The organism is Streptomyces sp. WMMB 322, assembly GCF_900090145.1.
In the GTDB taxonomy this organism is placed as follows: domain Bacteria; phylum Actinomycetota; class Actinomycetes; order Streptomycetales; family Streptomycetaceae; genus Streptomyces.
Genome location: NZ_FMHI01000007.1, coordinates 128,038 through 151,170, shown reverse-complemented (window position 1 = coordinate 151,170; position 23,133 = coordinate 128,038). Strand labels below are relative to the sequence as shown.

General features: G+C 72.3%; 20 protein-coding genes and 1 pseudogene. 12 read left to right on the top strand and 9 right to left on the bottom strand.

Going from position 1 to position 23,133, the window contains the following annotated elements; translation table 11 throughout:
- Nucleotides 1-56 precede the first annotated feature (56 nt).
- Nucleotides 57-1,262, top strand: coding sequence for a signal recognition particle-docking protein FtsY (ftsY, locus tag H180DRAFT_RS13855; protein WP_055486357.1), 1,206 nt, complete (start codon nt 57-59; stop codon nt 1,260-1,262).
- 111 nt (nt 1,263-1,373) lie between these two features.
- On the opposite strand, the gene H180DRAFT_RS13850 is transcribed toward ftsY, so the two are convergent.
- Nucleotides 1,374-2,069, bottom strand: coding sequence for a bifunctional DNA primase/polymerase (locus H180DRAFT_RS13850; RefSeq protein WP_055486356.1), 696 nt, complete (start codon nt 2,067-2,069; stop codon nt 1,374-1,376).
- A gap of 279 nt (nt 2,070-2,348) precedes the next feature.
- On the opposite strand from H180DRAFT_RS13850, the gene H180DRAFT_RS13845 reads away from it, so the two are divergent.
- The 6 genes and pseudogenes from H180DRAFT_RS13845 to H180DRAFT_RS13820 all read left to right on the top strand — a co-directional run.
- Nucleotides 2,349-3,938: an NsdA family TPR-like regulatory protein gene (locus H180DRAFT_RS13845; protein ID WP_055486355.1), complete on the top strand. Its 1,590-nt coding sequence runs from the start codon at nt 2,349-2,351 to the stop codon at nt 3,936-3,938.
- Between the two features lie 474 nt (nt 3,939-4,412).
- A complete protein-coding gene (locus H180DRAFT_RS13840) occupies nt 4,413-5,732 on the top strand; it encodes an ammonium transporter (protein WP_079100096.1) in 1,320 nt (439 codons plus the stop codon).
- The gene (locus tag H180DRAFT_RS13835) at nt 5,729-6,067 is read left to right on the top strand and encodes a P-II family nitrogen regulator (RefSeq protein ID WP_028435395.1); all 339 of its coding nucleotides are present in this window, start codon (nt 5,729-5,731) and stop codon (nt 6,065-6,067) included. Before H180DRAFT_RS13840 ends, H180DRAFT_RS13835 begins: the two co-directional genes overlap by 4 nt.
- Nucleotides 6,068-6,078: 11 nt before the next feature.
- Nucleotides 6,079-8,799 carry a [protein-PII] uridylyltransferase gene (locus H180DRAFT_RS13830; protein ID WP_055486354.1) on the top strand — a complete coding sequence of 907 codons (2,721 nt, stop codon included), beginning with the start codon at nt 6,079-6,081 and terminating at the stop codon, nt 8,797-8,799.
- Nucleotides 8,800-8,931: 132 nt separating this feature from the next.
- Entirely contained in the window at nt 8,932-10,485 is a 1,554-nt protein-coding gene (gene ffh / locus H180DRAFT_RS13825) for a signal recognition particle protein (RefSeq protein ID WP_055486353.1), read from the top strand.
- 20 nt (nt 10,486-10,505) lie between these two features.
- Nucleotides 10,506-11,024, top strand: a pseudogene (locus tag H180DRAFT_RS13820) (GNAT family N-acetyltransferase); the annotation flags it as partial.
- 439 nt (nt 11,025-11,463) lie between these two features.
- On the opposite strand, the gene H180DRAFT_RS13815 reads toward H180DRAFT_RS13820, so the two are convergent.
- The 8 genes from H180DRAFT_RS13815 to yhfZ all read right to left on the bottom strand — a co-directional run bounded on the left by H180DRAFT_RS13815 (nt 11,464) and on the right by yhfZ (nt 19,604).
- Complete coding sequence (locus H180DRAFT_RS13815) at nt 11,464-12,747, bottom strand: phosphopentomutase (protein ID WP_074466801.1); 1,284 nt, start codon at nt 12,745-12,747, stop codon at nt 11,464-11,466.
- Entirely contained in the window at nt 12,744-13,910 is a 1,167-nt protein-coding gene (locus H180DRAFT_RS13810; RefSeq protein WP_055486352.1) for an alanine racemase, read from the bottom strand. The genes H180DRAFT_RS13815 and H180DRAFT_RS13810 overlap by 4 nt, the downstream gene beginning before the upstream one ends.
- A 106-nt stretch (nt 13,911-14,016) precedes the next feature.
- A complete protein-coding gene (locus tag H180DRAFT_RS13805) occupies nt 14,017-15,174 on the bottom strand; it encodes an aminotransferase class V-fold PLP-dependent enzyme (protein ID WP_055486351.1) in 1,158 nt (385 codons plus the stop codon).
- 1 nt (nt 15,175) lies between these two features.
- Nucleotides 15,176-16,138, bottom strand: coding sequence for a phosphotriesterase family protein (locus H180DRAFT_RS13800; protein ID WP_055486350.1), 963 nt, complete (start codon nt 16,136-16,138; stop codon nt 15,176-15,178).
- Between the two features lie 47 nt (nt 16,139-16,185).
- Nucleotides 16,186-17,571, bottom strand: coding sequence for a YhfT family protein (locus H180DRAFT_RS13795; RefSeq protein ID WP_107097656.1), 1,386 nt, complete (start codon nt 17,569-17,571; stop codon nt 16,186-16,188).
- Nucleotides 17,572-17,619: 48 nt separating this feature from the next.
- Complete coding sequence (locus H180DRAFT_RS13790; protein ID WP_055486348.1) at nt 17,620-17,979, bottom strand: DUF2620 domain-containing protein; 360 nt, start codon at nt 17,977-17,979, stop codon at nt 17,620-17,622.
- The gene (locus H180DRAFT_RS13785; protein ID WP_055486478.1) at nt 17,976-18,413 is read right to left on the bottom strand and encodes a PRD domain-containing protein; all 438 of its coding nucleotides are present in this window, start codon (nt 18,411-18,413) and stop codon (nt 17,976-17,978) included. Before H180DRAFT_RS13785 ends, H180DRAFT_RS13790 begins: the two co-directional genes overlap by 4 nt.
- Nucleotides 18,414-18,665: 252 nt before the next feature.
- Nucleotides 18,666-19,604: a GntR family transcriptional regulator YhfZ gene (gene yhfZ, locus H180DRAFT_RS13780; protein WP_055486477.1), complete on the bottom strand. Its 939-nt coding sequence runs from the start codon at nt 19,602-19,604 to the stop codon at nt 18,666-18,668.
- Nucleotides 19,605-19,921: 317 nt separating this feature from the next.
- Here yhfZ and H180DRAFT_RS13775 point away from each other — a divergent pair, with 317 nt between their 5' ends.
- The 5 genes from H180DRAFT_RS13775 (at nt 19,922) to trmD (ending at nt 23,015) form a co-directional block, all read left to right on the top strand.
- Entirely contained in the window at nt 19,922-20,566 is a 645-nt protein-coding gene (locus tag H180DRAFT_RS13775; RefSeq protein ID WP_055486347.1) for a hypothetical protein, read from the top strand.
- Nucleotides 20,567-20,812: 246 nt separating this feature from the next.
- Nucleotides 20,813-21,256 (top strand): 30S ribosomal protein S16, encoded by a 444-nt coding sequence (gene rpsP / locus H180DRAFT_RS13770; protein ID WP_055486346.1) that lies wholly within the window; start codon nt 20,813-20,815, stop codon nt 21,254-21,256.
- Between the two features lie 2 nt (nt 21,257-21,258).
- A complete protein-coding gene (locus tag H180DRAFT_RS13765) occupies nt 21,259-21,498 on the top strand; it encodes an RNA-binding protein (protein WP_028435408.1) in 240 nt (79 codons plus the stop codon).
- Nucleotides 21,499-21,648: 150 nt separating this feature from the next.
- Nucleotides 21,649-22,209, top strand: a complete 561-nt coding sequence (gene rimM, locus H180DRAFT_RS13760; protein WP_055486345.1) for a ribosome maturation factor RimM — start codon at nt 21,649-21,651, stop codon at nt 22,207-22,209.
- Entirely contained in the window at nt 22,206-23,015 is an 810-nt protein-coding gene (gene trmD, locus H180DRAFT_RS13755; protein WP_055486344.1) for a tRNA (guanosine(37)-N1)-methyltransferase TrmD, read from the top strand. The genes rimM and trmD overlap by 4 nt, the downstream gene beginning before the upstream one ends.
- Nucleotides 23,016-23,133: the final 118 nt, after the last annotated feature.

The following is a 23,133-nucleotide window of genomic DNA, read 5'->3' as shown; positions in this document are numbered from 1 at the left end:
GGCGTGCGCGAGGCCGTGCAGGCGCACGGTTGACGGTGGCGGATACTGGACGGGCTATGGAAATCGTCATCCTTGTTGCAGTCATCGCCGTGGTCCTGCTGGCCGTGATCAGCGGGCTCGTCGTCAGCGGACGTAAGAAGAAGACCGCCGCCGCCGAGAAGCCCGCCGAGTCGCGGGCCACGGCCACCGCACCCGCCGAACCACACGTCGGCGACGAGGCCGCGGGAACGGCCGAAGCGGCGCGCAGAACGATCGAGGAGGTCGGCCTCCCGGCCGGCACCGAGGCGCCCGCCGCGCCGGCGCCCGCCGAGCCCGCCATCGAGACCCCGGAGCCCACGGCGGGACGCCTCGTGCGGCTGCGCTCCCGGCTCTCCCGCTCGCAGAACGCCCTCGGCAAGGGGCTCCTCACGCTGCTCTCGCGGGAACATCTCGACGATGCGACCTGGGAGGAGATCGAGGACACGCTTCTGACCGCCGACGTCGGAGTCACGCCCACACAGGAGCTGGTCGAACGACTTCGCGAGCGGGTGCGGATCCTCGGCACGCGCACGACCGAGGAGCTTCGCGGCCTGCTCCGTGACGAACTCCTCGCACTGGTGGGGCCCGACATGGACCGCACCGTCCACACCGAGACCCGCGGAGCGGTCGACCGGCCGGGAGTCGTGCTCGTCGTCGGTGTGAACGGCACCGGCAAGACGACCACCACGGGAAAGCTCGCCCGGGTGCTCGTGGCGGACGGCAAGTCCGTGGTGCTCGGCGCGGCCGACACCTTCCGCGCCGCCGCCGCCGACCAGCTCGAGACGTGGGGGAAGCGCGTCGGTGCGCGCACCGTGCGCGGTCCGGAGGCCGGCGACCCGGCATCCGTCGCCTTCGAGGCGGTCAAGGAGGGCACGGAGCTGGGCGCCGAGGCGGTGCTCGTCGACACGGCGGGCCGGCTCCACACCAAGACCGGACTGATGGACGAGCTGGGCAAGGTCAAGCGCGTCGTGGAGAAGCAGGGCCCCGTCGACGAGGTGCTGCTCGTGCTCGACGCCACCACCGGGCAGAACGGGCTCGTGCAGGCCAGGGTCTTCGCCGAGGTCGTGGACATCACGGGCATCGTGCTCACCAAGCTGGACGGCACCGCCAAGGGCGGCATCGTCGTCGCGGTCCAGCGTGAACTGGGCGTGCCCGTCAAGCTGATCGGCCTCGGTGAGGGCGCGGACGACCTGGCGCCCTTCGAGCCGGAGGCCTTCGTCGACGCGTTGATCGGCGGGGAGTGAACCGGCCGCATCGGTAGTGCGGCCGGTTGCCGGGCCGTCGGAGCGCCCCGTCCCACGGTGCAGATGCAGACGGGACGGGGCGCTCCTCTGCCGCCTGGGCCGGACCTGCCCTCAGGCCGCCGAGCGGTGGCAGACGTAGGCGAGCGTGCCCAGCAGGAGCCGGGCCTGCGGCGGACGGTCCGCGCCTTCGGGCGCCGGCCGGCGCAGCCAGCGGACGGGGCCGAGGCCGCCGAGGTCGGAGGGCGGTGCGGTCACGTGCTCGCCCTCGCCGAGACCGCGCAGGTCGAGCCGGGCGTCGTCCCACCCCATGCGGTAGAGCAGCTCGGGCAGTTCGGCTGCGGCGCCGGGAGCGACGAAGAACCACATGCGTCCGTGCGGCGCGAGCGCCACGGGGCCCAGCGGCAGCCCCATCCGTTCCAGGCGCACGAGGGCGTGACGGCCGGCGGCCTCGCCGACCTCGATCACGTCGAAGTGCCGGCCCGTGGGCAGCAGCAGCGCGGCCCCCGGGCAGTGCGCCCAGGTTTCTGCGGCCTCGTCGAGCGTCGCACCCGCGGGCACCTCCAGCGACGCGTCGAGCGGATGCGCCCCGGGAGCCGGGCAGACCGCGGCACCGCACGAACACTCGGTGCGCCCTCCGGCGGCACGCGCGGCGCGGGCACCCGGGACGATTGACCATCCGCACAGGCCGGTGTACTCCGCCACGGTCGTGGCGGCGCACTCGCGGTGGCGTCGCCTCGCGCCGGGGCGCAGTTGATGAAAGTCGCGGATGCCGCCCAGACCGCCGATGGCGCCGATCGTGAAGCCCATGCTCCCTCCAACGGGTCCTGCCTGCCGATGGTTACGAGCCGTCTGCGCACAGTGACGGGACACACCCACGCCACTCGGAAGCTGTCGGCCGGGTCGTGTGTCAAGTGAATCGTGTGCGGCAGCGGAGGGGTTCATTCGAAGGGGTGGCGAATGGTGGCGATTGTGCAAACGGCCTCGCCCCGCGGGTGATCGCGAGGTTACTTTCAGTACACACGGCGGCGTTGCTTCGCTCCGTGGGTATGCCGGAGGCATGGTGTCGTGGGGGCGGTGAGGGGCCTGATGGGGGCATTACCGGTTGGTGAGGGCGACAAGCTCCCCAACAGTCAGCTGAGTTCGTGGTTCCGGCGCAGCGGCTGGTCCAAGGGCGAACTCGCGCGCCAGGTCAACCGCCGGGCCCGGCAGCTGGGTGCGCACCACATCAGCACCGACACCTCGCGCGTACGCCGCTGGCTGGACGGGGAGCAGCCTCGCGAGCCGATCCCGCGCATCCTCTCCGAGCTGTTCTCCGAGCGCTTCGGCTGCGTCGTCGCGGTCGAGGACCTCGGGCTGCGGCCGGTCCGTCAGTCGCCGGCCGCCTCCGGGGTGGATCTGCCGTGGGCCGGGCCCCAGACGGTGGCGATGATCAACGAGTTCACACGCAGCGACCTGATGCTGGGGCGGCGCGGGTTCCTCGGGACGTCGCTGTCGGTGGCCGCCGGCCCTTCGCTGATAGAGCCCATGCAGCGCTGGCTGGTACCGGGTCCGGCGGTGCCGGACGCGGGTGCCGAGGGCGCCGTCCCCGCTGCCGCGGCCTCCCCGCACGGCAGCGGGGCGGCGTCGTCGGCATCCGGAAGCGGCGGCGGGCAGGTGCTGTCGCTGCCCGTGAAGGGCGGCGCGGCGCGGCGGGGCGAGAAGCTCTCGATGCCCGAGATAGAGCTCCTGGAGCACACCACCGTCATGTTCCGGCAGTGGGACGCGCAGTGCGGCGGCGGGCTGCGCCGCAAGGCCGTCGTCGGGCAGCTGCACGAGATCACGGACCTGCTGCAGGAGAAGCACGCGGAGCCGGTCGGCCGCCGCCTCTTCCGCGTCACGGCGGAACTCGCCGCCCTGGCGGGCTGGATGAGCTACGACGTCGGCCTCCAGCCCACCGCCCAGAAGTACTTCGTGCTCGCCCTGCACGCCGCGAAGGAGGCGGGGGACCGGCCGCTCGGCTCGTACGTGCTGAGCAAGATGGGCCGGCAGATGATCCATCTGGGGCGCCCGGACGACGCGTTGGAGCTGATCCACCTCGCCCAGTACGGCAGCCGTGACGGAGCGACGGCCCGTACGCAGGCGATGCTGCACGCGATGGAGGCCCGTGCGTACGCGAACATGGGCCAGCCGGGCAAGTGCCGGCGTGCGGTGCGCATGGCCGAGGACACCTTCGAGGACAGCGGGCCCGCCGACCGCGACCCGGACTGGATCCGCTTCTTCTCGGAGGCCGAACTCAACGCGGAGACCGCGCACTCCTACCGCGACCTGGCCTACTCCTCGGGGCGCAGCCCGACTTACGCGTCGATGGCGCGGCCGGCGATGGAGCGGGCCGTGGAGCTGTTCAGACGTGAGGCGGAGGAGACGGAGGGCGGCGGGCACCGCCGCTCCTACGCGCTGAACCTGCTGGGCATGGCGAGTGTGCACCTGCTCCAGAAGGAGCCGGAGCACTGTGCCTTCCGCGCCGGTGAGGCGATCGACGTCGCCCGGAGACTGCGGTCGGAGCGGGTGAACAACAGGCTGCGCCGCACCGCGGCGTGGGCGGCGCGCGACTTCGGCGGGGTCGCGGAGGTGGTGCGGCTCGGCGAACGGCTGGCCGAGGAACTGCCCGACACCGAGGCGGGCGCAGTGGCGGGATGACCTCGGGCGCGCATGATCCGCCGGTGGCGCCCGGCGGCACACCGGGGCGCCACACCCGGCGTGATCCGCAGCCGCGCAGGGGTCCGGTCCGGACCGGCGCGACCCGGACCCGGTCCGGTCCGCTGATGCGCGGATGTACGGATCGGCGAACTTGTGGAACCTGCGGGCGAGTTGATCCGTCCGACCCATGACAACCGGCCGCGGCCGCACCCGGGCAGCAGACAGGGCTCCCCCCGACGCCATGTCGTACAGGGTGCGCCGCGGCCGGTTCTGCATGTCCGCAGCGCGCAGCATCTCTTCGTCCCGCCCGTGGGCGGTTCACCGGCACGTAACACCACGGCGCGCATCGTCACCACGGCGAAACAACGCGCGGCATCAAAGGAAACGGAACGCGGCGAACGTGGCTGCATCACCCCCCGGCCTGCCCGCCCGTCCCGTCCGTTCCGTGCGGCCGGTACCTCGAGGAGACGTCCATTGAATGGCGCCGATACCGCATTCGTACTGATCAGTGCATGCCTCGTCATGCTGATGACGCCGGGCCTGGCCTTCTTCTACGGAGGCATGGTCCGAGTCAAGAGCGCGCTCAACATGCTGATGATGTCCTTCGTCTCGCTGGGCGTGATCACCGTCCTGTGGGTGCTCTACGGATACTCCCTGGCCTTCGGTCCCGACACCGGCGGCGTCATCGGCAACTTCGACTTCGCCGGGTTCAGGGGCATCACCGACGGATCGCTGACCGAGAAGGGCGGCATCCCGGTCTTCGCCTTCGCGCTCTTCCAGATGATGTTCGCGATCCTCACCCCGGCCCTGATGAGCGGGGCCCTCGCCGACCGCGTGAAGTTCGGCGCGTGGGCCGCCTTCATCGGGCTGTGGGCGACGCTCGTCTACTTCCCCGTCGCGCACTGGGTCTGGGCCGAGGGCGGCTGGCTCTTCGAGCTCGGCGTCATCGACTTCGCCGGTGGCACCGCCGTCCACATCAACGCCGGTGTCGGTGCGCTCGCGGCCGTACTGGTCGTCGGGAAGCGCATCGGCTTCAAGAAGGACCCGATGCGTCCGCACAGCCTGCCGCTGGTGGTGCTCGGTGCGGCTCTGCTGTGGTTCGGATGGTTCGGCTTCAACGCGGGCTCGGCTCTCGCCGCGGACGGCACGGCCGCGATCATGGCCATGAACACGCAGCTCGCCACGGGAGCGGCCGTACTGGGCTGGCTCGTCTACGAACGCATCCGGCACGGTGCCTTCACCACCCTCGGTGCCGCCTCGGGTGCCATCGCCGGGCTGGTCGCCATCACGCCGTCCGGAGCGAACGTCAACGCCGTCGGGGCGCTGGCCATCGGTCTGGTCGCCGGTCTCGTCTGCTCCTGGGCGGTCAGCCTCAAGTTCAAGCTGGGCTTCGACGACTCGCTCGACGTCGTGGGCGTCCACCTCGTGGGCGGCGTCATCGGCACGCTCATGGTCGGCTTCCTGGCCACCGGCGGCGACGCCGGCCTCGCCCAGTTCGGCAAGCAGGCCACCGGGGCCTTCGCGGTGATGGGCTACTCCTTCGTCGTCTCCTGGATCATCGCCAAGCTGATCCACGTCACCGTGGGCATGCGCGCGAGCGAGGAGGAGGAGACGAGCGGCCTGGACCGCGCCTACCACGCCGAGACCGCGTACGACTTCAGTGCCGTCGGCGGCTCCCCCTCCGGGTCCTCCGTCACGTCCCCGGCCCGTCCCGCCGCGTCGGCGCCCGGCCCGGACCAGCACGACGAGTCGAAGACGGCAGGCCGGATCTCCGAGAAGAAGGTTGACGCATGAAGCTCATCACCGCGGTCATCAAGCCGCACCAGCTGGAGGACGTGAAGGAGGCGCTGCGTGCCTTCGGTGTGCAGGGCCTGACGGTCACCGAGTCCAGCGGCTACGGACGCCAGCGCGGCCACACCGAGGTCTACCGGGGCGCCGAGTACACCGTCGACCTCGTGCCGAAGGTGCGCATCGAGGTCCTGGCCGAGGACGGGGACGCCGAGGAACTCCTGGAGGTCGTGGTCAAGTCCGCCCGCACCGGAAAGATCGGCGACGGCAAGGTCTGGACGGTGCCCGTCGAGACCGCCGTGCGGGTCCGCACCGGCGAGCGCGGCCCCGACGCCCTCTAGTGACGGTTCACATGGGCGGACGCAGCGGGCCTCCCGGCACGGCGGAGGACACGGCCCGGGAAGCCGGGCCGGAGACGGAGCCGGGCGGCTACGCGGCGGCCCGCCTGCGTCTCCTCCGGGGCGAGGACGGCACGGCGGTGGGGGCGCCCCGCCGTGCCGAACTGGCGCGCGTGACGGACCACTGGCTGGCGGGGCTGCTGGGGGACCCGGGTCCGGGCGTGGCGCTGGTCGCCGTCGGCGGCTACGGGCGGGGCGAGCTGTCGCCGCGCAGCGACCTCGACCTGCTGCTGCTCCACGACGGCGGCGCCGGACCCGGCGGCATCGCCCGGATCGCGGACCGCATCTGGTACCCGGTCTGGGACCTCGGCATCGCTCTGGACCACTCCGTACGCACCCCCGCGGAGGCCCGCGCCACCGCCAAGGACGACCTGAAGGTCCAGCTCGGCCTGCTCGACGCGCGGCACATCGCGGGCGACGAGACGCTCACCTCCGAGCTGCGCACCGGGCTCCTCGCACAGTGGCGGGCGCAGGCCGCCGCGCGCCTCCCGGAGCTTCGGGAGCTGACGGAGGAACGGGCCCGTACTCACGGTGAGCTGCGCTTCCTGCTGGAACCGGACCTGAAGGAGGCCCGCGGGGGGCTGCGCGACGCCACGGCGCTGCGGGCGGTGGCCGCGTCCTGGCTGGCGGACGCGCCGCACAGTGGCCTGGCGCGGGCGCGGGAGTCGCTGCTGGACGTGCGCGACGTGCTCCACCTCTCGACCGGCCGCTCCACCGACCGGCTCGCGCTCCAGGACCAGGACCAGGTCGCCTCGGAGCTCGGGCTGCCGGACGCCGACGCGCTGCTTCGTCAGGTCTACGAGTCGGCCCGCACCATCGCCTACGCGGCGGACGTGACGTGGCGCGAGGTGAGCCGTGTGATCCACTCCCGCGGCGGGCGCGCCTCCCGGCTGCGCGGACTGCTGGGCGGCTCGTCGGGCGGTGCCCGGCGTGGCACCGCGCAGGAACGCACACCGCTCGCCGAAGGCGTCGTCGAACACGAGGGGGAGGCAACGCTCGCCCGTACGGCACGGCCCGACCGTGACCCCGTGCTGCCGCTGCGGGCGGCCGCCGCTGCGGCGCAGGCGCAGCTGCCGCTGGCGCTGCCCTCGGTGCGGAGGATGGCGGCGGCGCCGGACCTTCCGGTGCCGTGGCCCGCGGAGGCGCGCGAGGAGTTCGTCACGCTTCTCGGCGCGGGCGAGGCGACGGTGCCCGTCTGGGAGGCGCTGGACGCCGAGGGCCTGATCGGACGTGTGCTGCCCGACTGGGAGCGGGTGCGCTGCCGTCCGCAGCGCAATCCCGTGCACCGCTTCACCGTCGACCGTCATCTGGTGGAGACCGCGGTGCGGGCCTCCGCGCTGACGCGCCACGTGCAGCGGCCGGACCTGCTGCTGGTCGCGGCCCTGCTGCACGACATCGGCAAGGGCTGGCCGGGCGACCACTCCCTCGTCGGGGAGACGATCGCCTACGACATGGCCGGCCGCATGGGCTTCGACGCGCCGGACGCGGAGGTGCTCGCCCGGCTCGTACGTCACCATCTGCTGCTGGTGGAGACCGCGACCCGCCGCGACCTGGACGACCCGGCGACGATCCGGTCCGTCGCCGACGTCGTGGGCGGCACCGGAACCCTCGAACTGCTGCACGCGCTGACGGAGGCCGACGCGCTCGCGACCGGCCCCGCCGCGTGGTCCGCGTGGCGCGGCACCCTCGTCGCCGACCTGGTCTCGCGGGTCGCCGGCGTACTCGCCGGCGAGGCGGTCGAGGAGCACACCGAGCCGTTCGTGCCGTCCGCGGAAGCGGAACGCCTCGCGCTGGAGTCGTGGCGCCGGCAGGGCCCCGCCCTCGCGCTCAGTACGACGGGCGGGACGGGCGGGACGGGAGGGGCGGCACCGCGCGACCCCTCCGGCGGAGACCGCCGGGGCGGCCGGGACGACGAGGGCGACGCGGAGGCGTCCCGCGCCCGGAGAGTCGGCGTCGAACTGCTGGTCACCGTTCCGGCCCCGCGCCCGGCACCCGGCCATCCGGCACCCGGCCACCCGGTCCCGGGCCCCGGGGCACCCGGCGCCACGGGGGCCCCGGGCGCTCCGGGCGGCACGGGCGCGTACGCCCTGGGCGTGCTGCCCGCCGTAGCGGGTGTACTCGCCCTGCACCGGATGACCGTACGGGCGGCGGACCTGCGCATGATGCGGCTCCCCGGCCAGGTGACCGGCGGAGCCGACGGCGAGCCGGACGGGGACGCGGCCGTGCTGCTGCTGTCGTGGCGCGTGGCCGCCGAGTACGGGTCGCTGCCTCCCGCCCTGCGCCTGCGCGCGGATCTGGCGCGCGCCCTCGACGGCTCTCTCGACATCGCGGCCCGCCTCGCCGAGCGCGAGGCCGCCTACCGCGGGCCGCGGAGGCGCCGCGCGGGACTGGCTCCGCCGCCGCGGGTCACCGTCGCGCCGGGCGGCTCGGAGCTGGCGACCGTCCTGGAGGTGCGGGCACAGGACGCACCCGGTCTGCTGTACCGCATCGGGCGTGCCCTGGAGGGAGCGGGCGTTCTGGTGCGCAGCGCGCACGTCAGCACGCTCGGCGCCAACGCGGTCGACGCCTTCTATCTGACGGGCGCCGACGGTGCGCCGCTGGCTCCGCCGGACGCCGCCGCCCTCGCACGCGACCTCGAACGGGAGCTGGGGCGCGCGGCGCAGGAGCCGGGGTAGCGGGCCGGTCGCGCGATCCCCGGCCGGGGCCGGTCGCCCACCGGACCTGACCGCAGTCCTCGCGGACGGATACCCTGGGAGGCCGACTGCCGACCTGACCCAGTACCCAGACGCGAAGGACCCGCGAACGCCGTGTTCGACACTCTCTCCGATCGCCTCGCAGCGACCTTCAAGAACCTCCGGGGCAAGGGCCGCTTGTCCGAGGCGGACATCGACGCCACGGCGCGCGAGATCCGTATCGCCCTGCTGGAGGCGGACGTCGCGCTCCCCGTCGTGCGTGCCTTCATCAAGCAGGTCAAGGAGCGTGCCGCCGGGAGCGAGGTCTCCCAGGCGCTGAATCCCGCGCAGCAGGTCATCAAGATCGTCAACGAGGAGCTGATCGGCATCCTCGGCGGCGAGACCCGCCGCCTGCGGCACGCGAAGACCCCGCCGACCGTCATCATGCTCGCCGGCCTCCAGGGGTCCGGCAAGACGACGCTGGCGGGCAAGCTGGGCCGCTGGCTCAAGCAGCAGGGGCACGCGCCGCTGCTCGTCGCGTGTGACCTTCAGCGTCCGAACGCCGTCAACCAGCTCTCTGTCGTGGCCGAACGGGCCGGTGTGGCCGTCTTCGCGCCGGAGCCCGGCAACGGCGTCGGCGACCCGGTGAAGGTCGCCGAGGACTCCGTGGCCCACGCGCGGGAGAAGCAGCACGACGTCGTCGTCGTCGACACGGCGGGTCGCCTCGGCATCGACGAGGAGCTGATGCGGCAGGCCGCGGACATCCGGGACGCGGTCAGCCCCGACGAGATCCTCTTCGTCGTCGACGCGATGATCGGCCAGGACGCGGTCACCACGGCCGAGGCCTTCCGCGACGGTGTCGGCTTCGACGGTGTGGTGCTCTCGAAGCTCGACGGTGACGCACGAGGCGGTGCCGCTCTCTCGGTCGCCCAGGTGACCGGCAAGCAGATCATGTTCGCCTCCAACGGCGAGAAGCTGGACGACTTCGACGCGTTCCACCCGGACCGCATGGCGTCCCGCATCCTCGGCATGGGCGACGTGCTCACGCTCATCGAGAAGGCCGAGCAGACCTTCAGCCAGCAAGAGGCCGAGAAGATGGCCGCGAAGCTGCAGAAGGGCCCCAAGGAGTTCACGCTCGACGACTTCCTGGCGCAGATGGAGCAGGTCCGCAAGATGGGCTCCCTCTCGAAGCTGCTCGGGATGATGCCCGGAATGGGCCAGATGAAGGAGCAGATCAACGATCTCGACGAGCGCGAGGTCGATCGCACGGCCGCCATCATCAAGTCGATGACCCCGGCGGAGCGGGCGGAGCCGACCCTGATCAACGGTTCACGCCGGGCCCGTATCGCGCGGGGCTCCGGCGTCGAGGTCAGTGCTGTGAAGAACCTGGTGGAGCGGTTCTTCGAGGCCCGCAAGATGATGTCCCGCATGGCACAGGGCGGCGGCATGCCCGGGATGCCCGGCATGCCGGGCATGGGTGGTGCAGGGAAGAAGAAGCCCAAGCAGCAGAAGAAGGCCAAGGGCAAGCGCCAGTCGGGGAACCCCATGAAGCGCAAGCAGGAGGAGCAGGCCGCGGCCCAGCGCAAGGCCGCAGGTCAGGGCAGCGCGTTCGGCGGTACGGGTGCGGGGCAGAGCCCCGAGGACTTCGAACTGCCTCAGGAGTTCAAGGACATGCTGCCCCCGAAGTGAACCATCGGGCGCGGGGGCGGATGATGTCGTTCATGCGCGTATACATCCGGCCCCCGCAGCCCGGCGACGAGACCGCCTACCGAGAGGCGGTGCTCCGCTCGGCGGACCACCTCAGCCCGTGGAATCCCGTGGAGCCGGAAGGTCTTCCCGACCTCCTGCGGCGTCAGGGCCCCGCGCTGCGCAGCTTCATGATCTTCGACAGCGAGGACGACGGCCTGGTCGGCCGCGTCAACGTCGCGAACATCGTCCGCGCCCGCTTCTGCAACGCCTCGCTCGGCTACGACAGTTACGTGCCGTACGCGGGTACGGGCCGCATGACCGAGGGGATGCGGCTCATCGTCGACACCTGTTTCGAGAGCGCCCCGCAGGGGCTCGGACTGCACCGCCTGGAGATCAACGTCCAGCCGGAGAACCACCGTTCCACCGCCATGGCGCGCCGGCTCGGGTTCCGGCACGAGGGGTTCTCGCCCCGGTTGCTCTTCCTCAACGACGCCTGGCGCGACCACGAGCGCTTTGCCATCACCGCCGAGGAGTGGCCGGAGGCGCGCGCTGCGGGGCTGCGCGGACAAAGACGCGGCGGCAACGGATCGCGGCCGCGGAACACGGGCCGGGAGCCCGAGCCGGGCGCGGGCATGGCGTCGAGCACTGACGGGGGCTGACGCTCCGCCGGGAGCGGGGCGGGACCCGGCGTGCGGGGAGGCCGCAGTTCCCCCGCATGCCCGGTCGGCTCGCTGGGATTCCACAGGGCCTCCACTGGGGCGCATGGGACGCCCCGCCAGGAGGAAGACGTACGGCACAAGCGACCGGGGCCGTGTCCTCCCGGCACGGCCCCGGCGGCATCCGCGAGCAGGGGCGGGACCATCCCGTACATCGACCCGACCGGCAGGACCACGTCTTCGGCTGACCGTGACCGCGCCGGCAGGTGAGCACGCCCCTCGCAGGCGCACGCCCCTTCGCGGGCCGCGCCGGCCGGACGGGTCAGACCGGCAGTGGCGATCCCCCGTGCGGTCCGTGCGGGCCGATGCCCAGGAAACCGGCCGCCGTGGCCCCGACGTCCGCCAGCGACGCCGCATCCGGAAGCAGTACGGGGCCCGCGTCGCCGGAGCCCGGACGGTGGACGAGGACCGGCACGAACTCACGTGTGTGGAAGGCGTGCCCGATCAACGGGTCGTTGCCGTGGTCGGCGGTGACGATCAGCCGGTCGCCGGGACGGTCCAACTCCCGCAGCAGCGCGCCCAGTCCGGCGTCCGCCTCCCCCAGCACCGCGGCGAAGCCCGCGGCGTCCTGCTGGTGCCCGGCCAGATCGGTCTCCTGCACGTTCGCCACCACGAGAGCGGGTGCCCCCTCCGCGGCACCGGCGCGGTGCGCCCGCGCGGCCGCGAGCGTGTGGGCCAGCACTTCCCCGGTCCGTACGCCGGGGAGGCGCACCGCGCTGTCGCAGGCGAGGATGTCCGCCGCCTTCCCGACGAGGGTGACCTCCGCCCCGGCGCGCGCCGCCAGCTCCGGCAGCTGCCTGGTGTGATCGACCGGTGCGCCGAGGTGCTGCACCCGCAGGCCGCCGTTCCGGTAGAAGCCGCTCGCAGGTGTGTCCAGGCCGACGGTGCCGCCGGCGCCGTGCCGTACGAACTGCGGCAGCGGGCTCCCCGAGCGGCCGCCGACCGCGATGACCCGGGCGACCGGCGCGGCCGCCCGTACCGTACGGGCGACGGCGAGGATCTGCTCGAACGGCCGGTCCTCGAGGCGGGCGGAGACGTTCCAGTTGATGCCGGGATCGGCCTCCAGGTTGTCGTGCACGAGGATGTCGCCGTCGACCGTGAGCAGAGGTTTCCCGCCGAGCAACTCGGCCTTGTACCCGGCCTGTTCGAGCGCCGCGGTCACTTCCGCGATGTGCTGGGCCAGGCGGGCCACGGCGACCCGGCTGAAGTCGGCGCCCATCATCGTCTGGTGGCCGGCGTAGGTGTCCGCGCCGTCGTAGCCGAGGCGGGCCCGCCCGGCTGCGACGGGCAGCGCCGTCCCGGCCGCGAGCGCCGGGTGCGCACGCAGCAGCCCGAGGCCGAGGGCCTCCAGCGCGGGAAGCCGCAGATGCCGGCCGTGCTCGGCGCGGTAACGGTCGAGGAGGTGCCCGAGCGTGTCGGCGTCGACGTCTCCCGGCCGCAGCGCACCCGCGTCGGGCATCGCACCGATGCCGAGGCCGTCCAGGACCACGACGACGGTCCTCCCCGTGCTCGGTGCCGGGCCCGAACCGGGCCGTGCGGCGCTCACAGGGCCCGCCCCAGAGAGTCGTACAGGCCGGTCAGCCGCGGTTCGCCCGAGGAGAGACCTGCGACGACGGCGACGCTGCTGCGGGTGACGAACATCTGGGTACGGAAGGCGAGAACCGCCGTGTCGCCGGCCCTCACCCGTGCCGCGCCGGGCGGGGGAGGGGCCAGGAGCCGGTAGTAGTCGATGTTCTCCGCCGGCATCTCCCGCACGGGCAGCCGCAGCCCGGTCCGCGGCAGCAGCGCGTCCCTGATGCCGGCGCGGGGATAGAAGCCCCCTCCGAGGAGGGCGGGCCGGCCGTCCGCGAGGGTGTGGGCGACCTCGGTGATGTAGACGTACCCGGGGCGTTCCGGCTGGCCGGGGTCGAGTGCGTGCAGCGGAGTCGTCCCGGTCAGGGCGTGGCCCGGTTCGCCGTGCGTGGCACCGAGCCGGGCGAGCAGCGGAAGCGCGGCGGCCGAAGTGGCGCCCGGTGCGCTGACCTTGAGGCCCCGGTGACCCCGCCGCTCCAGGCGCGCGCGGGCCTCCAGCAGCAGCGTGAAGGTCTCCGTCGGCCGCGGTGCGCCGGTCGACGGATCGCACAGCAGGCACGGGAAGCCTGTGACGCCGGCGATCCGGATGCCCGGCAACGCTTCCGCCTCCTCCGCGAAGGCGTCCACGCCGTCGGGCGGAACACCGCCCTCCTGACCCGGGTACACCGAGCCGGGCGCGCCGGCCAGCCGCAGCAGCACGTCCTGCACGAAGCCCTGCCTCCTCGCCTCGTCGGACACGGCGCGGGCGTTGTCGGTGTCGAAGACGGTGACGGCCTCCGGGCGCCAGGCGAGCATCCCGGGGAGTGCGCGCCGCGGGATCTGCACCAGGTGACCGATGTTGCCCGGGCGGGCTCCGGCGGCGTGCAGGGCGCGGGCCTCCGGCGCGTCGATGGCGGCGGAGCTCGGAATGTGCCGGGCCACGGCGGCGATCAGCTCCGGGTTGCGGCCCAGCTGCTTCACGACGAACCACAGGGACAGACCCAGATCCCCGGCCCGCTCGGCGAGCAGGGCCGCGTTGCGTTCCACGGCGTCGCGGTCGACGACGTAGGTGTCCGGCGGTATCGCGCCGTCCCGGTGCAGTGCGGCAGCCGTGTCCGCGAGACCGGGGTTGCGGGCGAGGACGGTGTCGAGGAACAAGATCGGCCCTTCGGGACGGCTGGACGGTCGTGACCCTGGTCTGCGCGCGGTCCGGACGGAGGCCGCGCGGGCGGTCCGTCGCGGACGGATCGGTGTCTGCCGGGCGTCAGGCCACTCGCCCTCCGCCTCCCGCTCCGCCTCCCCCTCCCGTCCCGTTCGCGGCGTACAGGTCCTCCAGCGCACGGCGGAGGATGTCCAGGACGAGACCGGCTCCCGCCCGCATCGGGTTGATGCGCACCGTCCAGTCGGCCAGGGCGGGTTCGTCGTCGAGGGAGGAGCCGGACAGGCGGTAGAACAACGGGGCCACCTCGTAACGCGAGTTGGCGCCGACCGGGTACGGTGCGGCCCCGTACCGTGCCGCGTACGCGGGCAGTTCGCGGGCCAGCGGCCGGTCCAGGCACAGCACCAGTGCACGGTCCTGCACGTTGGCGAGGCGCACCTCCGCCACTCCGGGCACCTCGCCCGCCTCCAGCCGTTCGGCGATCTCGGTGCCGGTCCGCGACTGCAGGGCCCACATCACCGGTACGTGCGTGAGCGCGCGCAGCGCGTCCAGTGCCTGATGTCCCTGGACCTGGCCCCCGCCCGAGTAGTTGTCCGCGTGCACCCGCCCGACGAGCCGGCGGGAGCCGACGACGGCGCCCACACCTTCGGGGCCGTGCAGTTTGAACAGCGAGAAGCACGAGGCCTCCGCGCCCATCCCCGCTCCGCTCACCGGAACCCGGAAGACCGTGTAGTTGTCGTCGACGACCGTGCGGACGCCTGCCGTCCGGCACAGCTCCAGCACCTCACGCGGTTCGTAGGAGTCACCGAGGCGCTGCCGGGAGTGCTGGACGTAGGCGTAGCGGAACTCCCCGCCCGCCAGGGCGGATTCGAGGGACGCCCGGTCGTTGAAGTCGGCCTCGTGGGTGCGTACGCCCAGGCCGCGCAGCGTCACGGCCGTGGTGCGGTAGACGGGGGCGCGGTGAATGAGCAGCGGGTCGCCCGGGTCGAGCACCGCGCCGAGGGCGCTGCGGATCGCGCCGGTGCCCGCACCCTGCACGAGGGCCGCCGCCTCCGCGCCGAAGAAGTCCGCCAGCACCGCCTCCACGCGGGCGGTCGTGCGCGGCCTGCCCGGCCCCGGCACCACACCGGCGTCCGCCTCGAACAGCTGCGTGCCCTCGAAGTGCCGCGCGGTGCACTCCAGCAGACGGAACTGCGCCTGTACGGCCTCCTCCAGCGGCACGGTGGGCAGCGGGAACGTCGTGGGAAGTCGTGGCGGGCTCATCTCACAGCTCCTCGTCGTCGTTCGTGCCGCCCGTGAGGAAGCGCAGCGGGTTCCTCCGGGTCAGCAGGTCGATCAGGGCGTCGTCGGCTCCCGCCGCACGCAGGCGCGGAAGGAAGGAACGGAAGAGGTGGCCGTACCCGGTGCCGCCCTCGCTCGTGAGATAGCCGTACCGCGAGATGTCGCAGCTGAGCAGGACCCGGTCGGCGTGCCCGGCCTCCAGCAGTGCCAGAAGCAGGCGCAGCCGTTCGCCGTCGCTGCGGTAGTTCTCCTTGCCGACGGTGTCGAAGGCGACGTACGCGCCTTCCGCCGCCAGTTCGCGGTGGACCCCCGAGTCGTCCGTCAGGTCCTGGTGGCCGATGCTCACGCGATGCGGCTCCAGGCCCGCCCCGGTGAGCAGTTCGAGCTGGGCGGGGCCGCCCCGTCCGAGCTGGGCGTGCGTCGCGAGGGACAGCCCGGTCGACCTGGCGGCGTACGCGGCGGCGGTCAGCGTCCGGGCCTCCTGCGCACCGGGCACGTCACCGTGGCTGCCGGCCTCGCCGATGACGCCGGGGTGCACCCCCGTACCGCCGATGCCGTACTCGATCTCACGGACCAGCTTCCCGGCGAGCTCGTCGGCTCCGGCGGCCGCGGCCTCCACCGGGTGGAAGCGTTCGTAGTACCAGCCCGTGCCCGCGACGACGGCGACGCCCGACCCCCGCGATATCCCGGCGAGCGCCGCCGCGTCGCGGCCCATGCCCCGGCACGTCAGCTCGACGACGAGGCTGAGGCCGAACTCCTCGCGCAGCGCCGCGAGTTCGGCGGTGACGGCCGGGCGGTGGCGCCCGTCCAGCACAGCCGTCGGGTCCCCTCCGCGCGAGAGGTCCAGCGCCAGATGCTCGTGCGCCAGGACCGGCCCGCGCACCCGCGCCGCTTCGAGCGGCCCGGAGACGGTGCGGAGCGACCGCACAGAACGCTGCTCGTACATGGTGCTCGCCGCTGCCTTCCCGGCCGGTGCCCGGACGACCGTCCCCGTCAGCCCTTGACGGGGGTGAACAGGTCCAGCCAGTACAGAAGATTGAGCAGCACACCGCCCACCAGGACGGCGGCCGGTGCGGCGGCCATGCGTACCACGACCCGTCCCGTCGCCTCGTTGAGCAGGTAGAGGCCGCCCACGATGAGGATGCCGAGCCCGCCGCCCATGGTGTTGGCCGCGAGCAGCGAGCCGAACAGGATGGCCAGCCACAGGCTCTCGCTGATCGCGTTCCGCAGGTGTTCGGAGGAGTCGCGCACGGACGGCAGCCGGCCCAGCATCCTGCCGATCCATGAGAGGGCGAGCACCTCGACCGCGAAGACGGCCGCGCCGGCGAGCAGTGCCAGCCACGGGCTCGGCAGCAGATATCCGATGGGGTAGACGAAGGTGAATCCGGCGATCGCATATGCGCCGGAGGCGAGCGCGGTCGTGGCGATCAGCGGTATGAAGCCGAAGACGCGGTAGAAGTCCACCTGCGCGGCGCCGGAGTAGTCCTCCTTGGCTATGAGGAAGCTCGTCGCCTCACCGCCGCCGAAGACGTGCATCTGCGCCAGGAGGCATACTCCCGCGCCCAGCAGCATGAACAGCGGCAGATGTTTGCGCAGCCGGGTGGCGCTCGCACTGAACAGCGACCGCATCGGATCGTCCAGCTCGGCCTCGGTGACTGCCGCGTCCGGTCCGGCCGGGCCGCCCCCGCCCGCCGGAGCCCCGCTGCGCTGCTCGGCCGCCTTCTCCTCGCGGTCCGCTCGCCGCTGCCGCAGGTCCTTGGCGGTCGCGAACCCGATGAGCATGACCACGCCCACCGCCATCGCGGCTGCGCCCGGGAAGACGTCGGGCCACAGCTTCATCGTGAGGATCACCAGAGCGAGTTCCACGATGCCCGCGATGCCGCCGCGGAGCTTGCCGAACTGCCTGGTGATCGCGAGCACCGGGAAGAGCGTGAAGAGGAAGAGGATGGGCGTCGCCATCTGCTGCATCGCCGTCAGGAAGTCGACGGGCAGATCGTGCGCCACGTCGTTGGCGCCGTTGAGCCCGAAGACGACGAGTGCGCCCCAGGCGCCGCCCAGCAGGGGAGCGAGCCACTTCTTCGGCGACAGGAGCCCGAGGACGTCGGTCGGGAGGAAGAGCAGCCACGGGTTGAGCACTCCGGTGGACAGCGCCATCGGTGCGCCGAGACCGAAGATGAAGCCGGCGGAGAGTCCGAAGGAGACCGCCGTGGTGGCGCTGCGTGTGCTGCGTCCCTGGATGAAGTCGAGCATGAACGGACGTACGCCGTCGTTGAAGACGGCCAGCGCCAGGTGGGATATGAGCGCTGTCAGCGCGCACAGGAGGATGACGGTCGTCTTCTGGGCGAGAGAGAAGTCGAGGCTGTGTCCGCCTGCGCTCAGCGCGCCGGCCAGAACGGTGCTCACGGGGTGCTCCTTCGGGTCCGGCGGTCAGCGGCCGTGCGCGGCGATGGCCTGCGCGATGACGGGTGCGGTCTCGGAGATCTGGTCCATGCCGAAGCCGAAGACCCTCTTCCCGTCCTCGAGCAGCGCGGTCACCTCTGCGGCGCTGGGGATGCCGCGTCCGAAGGTGTGGCACGTTGCGCTGCCCAGCACTCCGAGCAGCACCCCGAGGGAGGCTCCGGCGCCGGTGTGGCAGGTCCCGAGGTAGTAGTCGGCCTGCCCCATGCGCAGCTTCATCGCCGCGTCCATGTCGCTGGAGACCGAGACCTCCAGGCCGTCGATGCCCAGCTCTCCCACGGTGTCTGCGACTTGGGCCTTGCCGACCCCTCCGGTGAGGATCTTCGTCATGGCCGGCCTCCGTTCTGTTCTGCGGACGCGGGGTCCGGGACGCTTCCGCGCACGGCCGCCGCCGGGTTCCGGGCCGTCAGCACGGCCAGGTGCATGGCCAGATAGGCCGTCTCCGATGCGGGGAGGGCCGCCGTGCCGAGGTCGTGCTCGGCCCGTGCGGCGATCTGCCGTGCCAGCTGCACGGCGTCGGGCCGGTCGGCCAGTTCGGCCGCCATGTGCTCTCCGGCCGCGGGGTCGTCGAGGGTCTCGCCGTTCATCAGCCGGTTCAGGGCCATCATCAGATGGCTGGTGAGCATCCCGGCGGTCTCCTCGGAGACATGCAGTCCCGCGCTGTCCAGTCCCCTCAGCTCGTCCTCGACGAAGTCGGCGACCTCCGCGCGCACTTGACCGGTCTCCCGGAACAACTGGATCCGCAGAGCCAGCTTCTCCTCCAGCCCCTGCTGCATGACGCTTCCCTCCGCCGCACGATCGGCGGTCACGACAATAATCAGGATTCTGCTTTTTGAGGAGACCCGGCGTCGTTCTTTCTTCCACCGGTACGCGCCGGTCAGCCGGTACGCACAGAGCCCGGTACCGAGAGCAGCGGCACGGAAGAGCCCGGCACGGCAGGCACCGGCACGCAGAGCAGGTGCCGCAGCGGGAGGACGGAGCGATGGGAGACCGCGAGCAGGCGCGGGCTCGAAGTGTCAGTACAACGGCACGCGTTCGCCCCGCAGGACCTCTCCCTGTACGTCGGTCACCACTCCGAAGTCCAGTGCGGCCCGTACCGCGTCGAGCGCGGACGACTCCCCGGTCCGTCCGATCAGTGCGGCGCTGGAGTTCCGCGACGCGAGCTCACTAGTGATCTCCTCGTCCAGCGGCAGGACTTCTACGTCCGGGCCCAGGTGATCGCTCACCTCGTCGAGGTTCCAGACGGTGGCGTCGGCCCGGCCCTGCGCGAAGAGCCCCCGCAGCTGCATGTACGAGGCCTCCACCCACTCGATGTCCTCGCGCCCCGCGAACACCCTTGCCGTCAGCATCCGCAGATCCTCGGACGAGGAGTCGACGGCGACGCGCAGCCCCTCGGTCTCCAGGGGAGTGCCGCGCCGCAGCAGCAGCCCGTGTGATCCCACGTACGTCCCGGGCCCCAGGTCGGCGACCAGCTCCACCGGGTGCTCCTCGGCGATGCGGTCGGCGGCGAAGCGCGAGAGCACGACCAGATCGGCCTTGCCCTCCAGAAGGGCGCCGAGCCGGGTGGAGGCGCCCCGCATGAAGGTGATGGCGAAGGGCGCACCGGCCTGCTCGAAGGCGGCCCTGAGTCCGGTGGCCAGACCCTCGTACCGGTGGGAGTACGGCAGTGGCATCGCGGCGAGAAGCGTGCCCAGGCCCGCGAGCCGCCACAGTATGGCGCGGTCGGCGTGCACGAGGAACGTGCCGAGGTGGCCGCGGGCCTTGGTCTCGACGGCCCCGGCCTCCTCCAGCAGCTGCAGCCCCGCCTGAACCGTCCCGTTACCCACCTTCAGGTCGCCGGCGAAGTCGCGAAGCCGTGGAAGACGCGTGTCCGCTTCGTGGTTCAGCAGCAGCGCGGCCAGCTGACGTGCGGCCATGCCGTTCCGCGTGAGGAAACGCCCGTCGGCGCCACTGATCATGCGGTGGATAATATCCAGAATCCTGGATATTGCCAACGAGAGCCGGTACGTGATTCTGCTCTCTCCCTGGTCGCGGGGCGGGCCCCGGTGCACAAGGCTCAGGGGAATGTCGGTATGGTCACCGAGGTGTACCGATCGCTCCCGACGGGCCTCTCTCGGAGGTACGTCCGGGATGGCCGGGCTGCGCGGGTTCTCCGTACTTCTGTGCGCTCGCCCCGGCTGGAGCGGCAGCGTCGCGACTGACCGGTACGTGCAAATTACTTAGGTTGTCCCGGAATCGGAACACTGAGGCGGTCCGACTCGTTGAGCACGACGTGAGCACGACACCACCAGTTCTCGCCGCCGAGCTGGCAGCTGCCTGGGCGGACATTCAGAGGCACCACCCCGAGCTGCCGGATCTGGCCGCGCCCGAATCGCTGATCGGAGAGTCCTCGTCCGCATGTGGCGGCGGGCTCTCTTTCGAGAGGCTTCTGCACGAGGCCGTTCACGGGATCGCCGCCGCGCGCGGTATCAGAGACACCTCCCGCGCCGGTCGCTACCACAACCGCAGATTCCTCGCCGTAGCCGAGGAGTTGGGGCTGTCGCATCCCGACGAGCCGCATGCGAGCAGCGGCTTCTCGCTCGTGACGCCCACTCCCGAGACCAGAAGTCGCTACCGCCCCACCATCGAGCGCCTCCAGCGGGCGCTCAAGGCGTACGACGCCGCGACCGAGGCGGACGGCGGCGGCAGCTTCCGCGGCCCGGCGGCCCGGCACGGCTCAAGTGGCGGCGGTGTCCGCGTCAAGGCCGTCTGCGACTGCGGGCGGAACGTGCGCGTGGTCCCGTCGGTGCTGGCGCAGGCGCCGATCATGTGCGGAGCGTGCGGGAAGCCGTTCAGCATCCCCGACCCCGGGGCGGAGCGCACAGCCTCCTCGGACACCGGGGTGGAGAGGGTCGAGGCCGTGGCGGCCGTCGGCTGACACCCGGCGAACACAGGACTGCCGGGGCGGCTTCGCAGCGCGGCCCCGGCAGTTGCGCTGTCCGGCCGGGTGCGGATGCGGGTTCGGCCGGGCGCGTCGTCTGTGGCATCATGGTGCGCTGTACTCGACAGTCGCACGGACCCCTCTCTCCTCCGACTGACGCGTCCATCGGACCTCCGGGTACCGCAACCCCACGTGGTCACCCGTTTGTGTCCACCCACGTCAAGACCAGGAGACACCACAGAAGTGGCAGTCAAGATCAAGCTGAAGCGACTGGGAAAGATCCGCTCGCCGCACTACCGCATCATCGTCGCCGACTCCCGCACGCGCCGTGACGGCCGTGCCATCGAGGAGATCGGCCTCTACCACCCGGTGCAGAACCCTTCGCGCATCGAGGTCGACTCCGAGCGCGTCCAGTACTGGCTGGGCGTCGGCGCGCAGCCGACCGAGCCCGTCGCTGCGATCCTCAAGGTCACCGGTGACTGGCAGAAGTTCAAGGGTCTGCCGGCTCCGGAGCCGATGAAGGTCGCCGAGCCGAAGCCCGACAAGAAGGCCCTCTTCGAGGCCGCCGCGAAGGAGTCCGCGGACGAGCCCAAGGGTGAGGCCATCACCCAGAAGGCGAAGAAGGCCGACAAGAAGGCGGACGAGGCAGCCAAGGCCGAGTCCTCCGACGAGTCGACCGGGGCCTGATCATGCTCGAGGAGGCCCTCGAGCACTTGGTGAAGGGCATCGTCGACAACCCGGACGAGGTGCAGGTCGAATCACGCACCTTGCGCCGTGGGCGGGTGCTCGAGGTCCGGGTGCATCCCGACGACCTCGGCAAGGTCATCGGCCGCAGCGGGCGCACGGCGCGTGCTCTGCGTACGGTCGTGAGCGCCCTGGGCGGTCGTGGCGTCCGCGTCGACCTCGTCGACGTGGACCAGGTCCGCTGACCCCCGCACAGGAGAGCACCGGCACGGGCCGGGGACGGCACTCGCCGGCCCCGGCCCGTGTTCGCTTCCGGGTACGGCGCCGGCGGTCCGCACCGCGGCGCCGGCATCAGGCCGAATCAGGCCGAGTCAGGTCGAGCACGGAGAAACACAGTGCAGCTAGTCGTCGCACGCATCGGCCGCGCCCACGGCATCAAGGGCGAGGTCACCGTCGAAGTGCGCACGGACGAGCCGGAGTCGAGGCTTGCTCCCGGCGCCGTGCTCGCCACCGACCCGCCCCGTCCCCGGCCGCTGATCATCGAGCGCGGCCGTGTGCACAGCGGGCGCCTGCTGCTGCGGTTCGAGGGAGTCCAGGACCGCAGTGCGGCGGAGGCTCTGCGCAACACCCTCCTCATCGCCGAGGTCGACCCCGACGAACAGCCGGACGACCCGGAGGAGTTCTACGACCACCAGCTGGTGGACCTCGACGTGGTCACCCGCGACGGTGCGCCCGTCGGCCGGGTCGAGGAGATCGCGCACCCGCCGGGCCAGGACCTTCTGGTGGTCAGGCGGGAGGACGGCAGCGAGGCGCTGATCCCGTTCGTCAGTGAAATCGTCCCCGAGGTGGATCTCGACGCGCAGCGGATCGTCGTCGAGCCGCCGCCGGGACTGCTGGAGGAACGCGGCGGCGCCGGCGGGAAGGAGCAGGGCGAGAGGGAGGGCGGCGGCCGGTGAGGATCGACGTCGTCACCATCTTCCCCGAGTACCTGGAGCCGCTGAACGTCTCCCTCGTCGGCAAGGCCCGGGCCCGTGGCCTGCTCGACGTCCACGTGCACGACCTGCGCCGCTGGACACACGACAGGCACCACACCGTCGACGACACCCCCTACGGCGGCGGCCCGGGCATGGTCATGAAGCCGGAACCGTGGGGCGAGGCGCTCGACGAGATCATCGGCGACGCCGACCCGGCACCCGTGCTGGTCGTTCCCACTCCGAGCGGCCGCCCCTTCGACCAGAGGCTGGCCGTGGAGCTGTCCGCCGCACCATGGCTCGTCTTCACGCCGGCCCGCTACGAGGGCATCGACCGCCGGGTCGTCGACGAGTACGCCTCGCGGCTGGACGTGCGCGAGGTCTCCGTCGGCGACTACGTCCTGGCCGGCGGCGAAGCGCCCGTCCTGGTCATGGTGGAGGCCGTCGCACGCCTGCTGCCCGGCGTGCTCGGCAACGCCGAGAGCCACCAGGACGACTCGTTCGCTGCCGGGACGATGGCCCATCTGCTGGAGGGCCCCGTCTACACGAAGCCACCGCTGTGGCGGGACCGCGGCATTCCGGACGTGCTGCTCAGCGGCCACCACGGCCGGATCGCCCGCTGGCGCAGGGACCAGGCACTGGCCCGCACGGCCGCGAACCGGCCCGATCTCATCGCCCGTTGCGACCCGGCCTCGCTCGACAAGCACGACCGTGCGGAGCTGGAGCGTCTGGGCTGGAGCGAAGGCCCGGACGGCCGATTTTGGCCGACAGGGCAGCACGTGGAAGAATAGGCGGCTGCTCCGTACCCGGCGTGGCGACCCTGCCACAGGGGGACCGACGCCCGCACGGGAGCGGCGCTCTCCAGTCAGCATCACGATCATTCCGCTGATGACCTGTGGCATCAGCGAG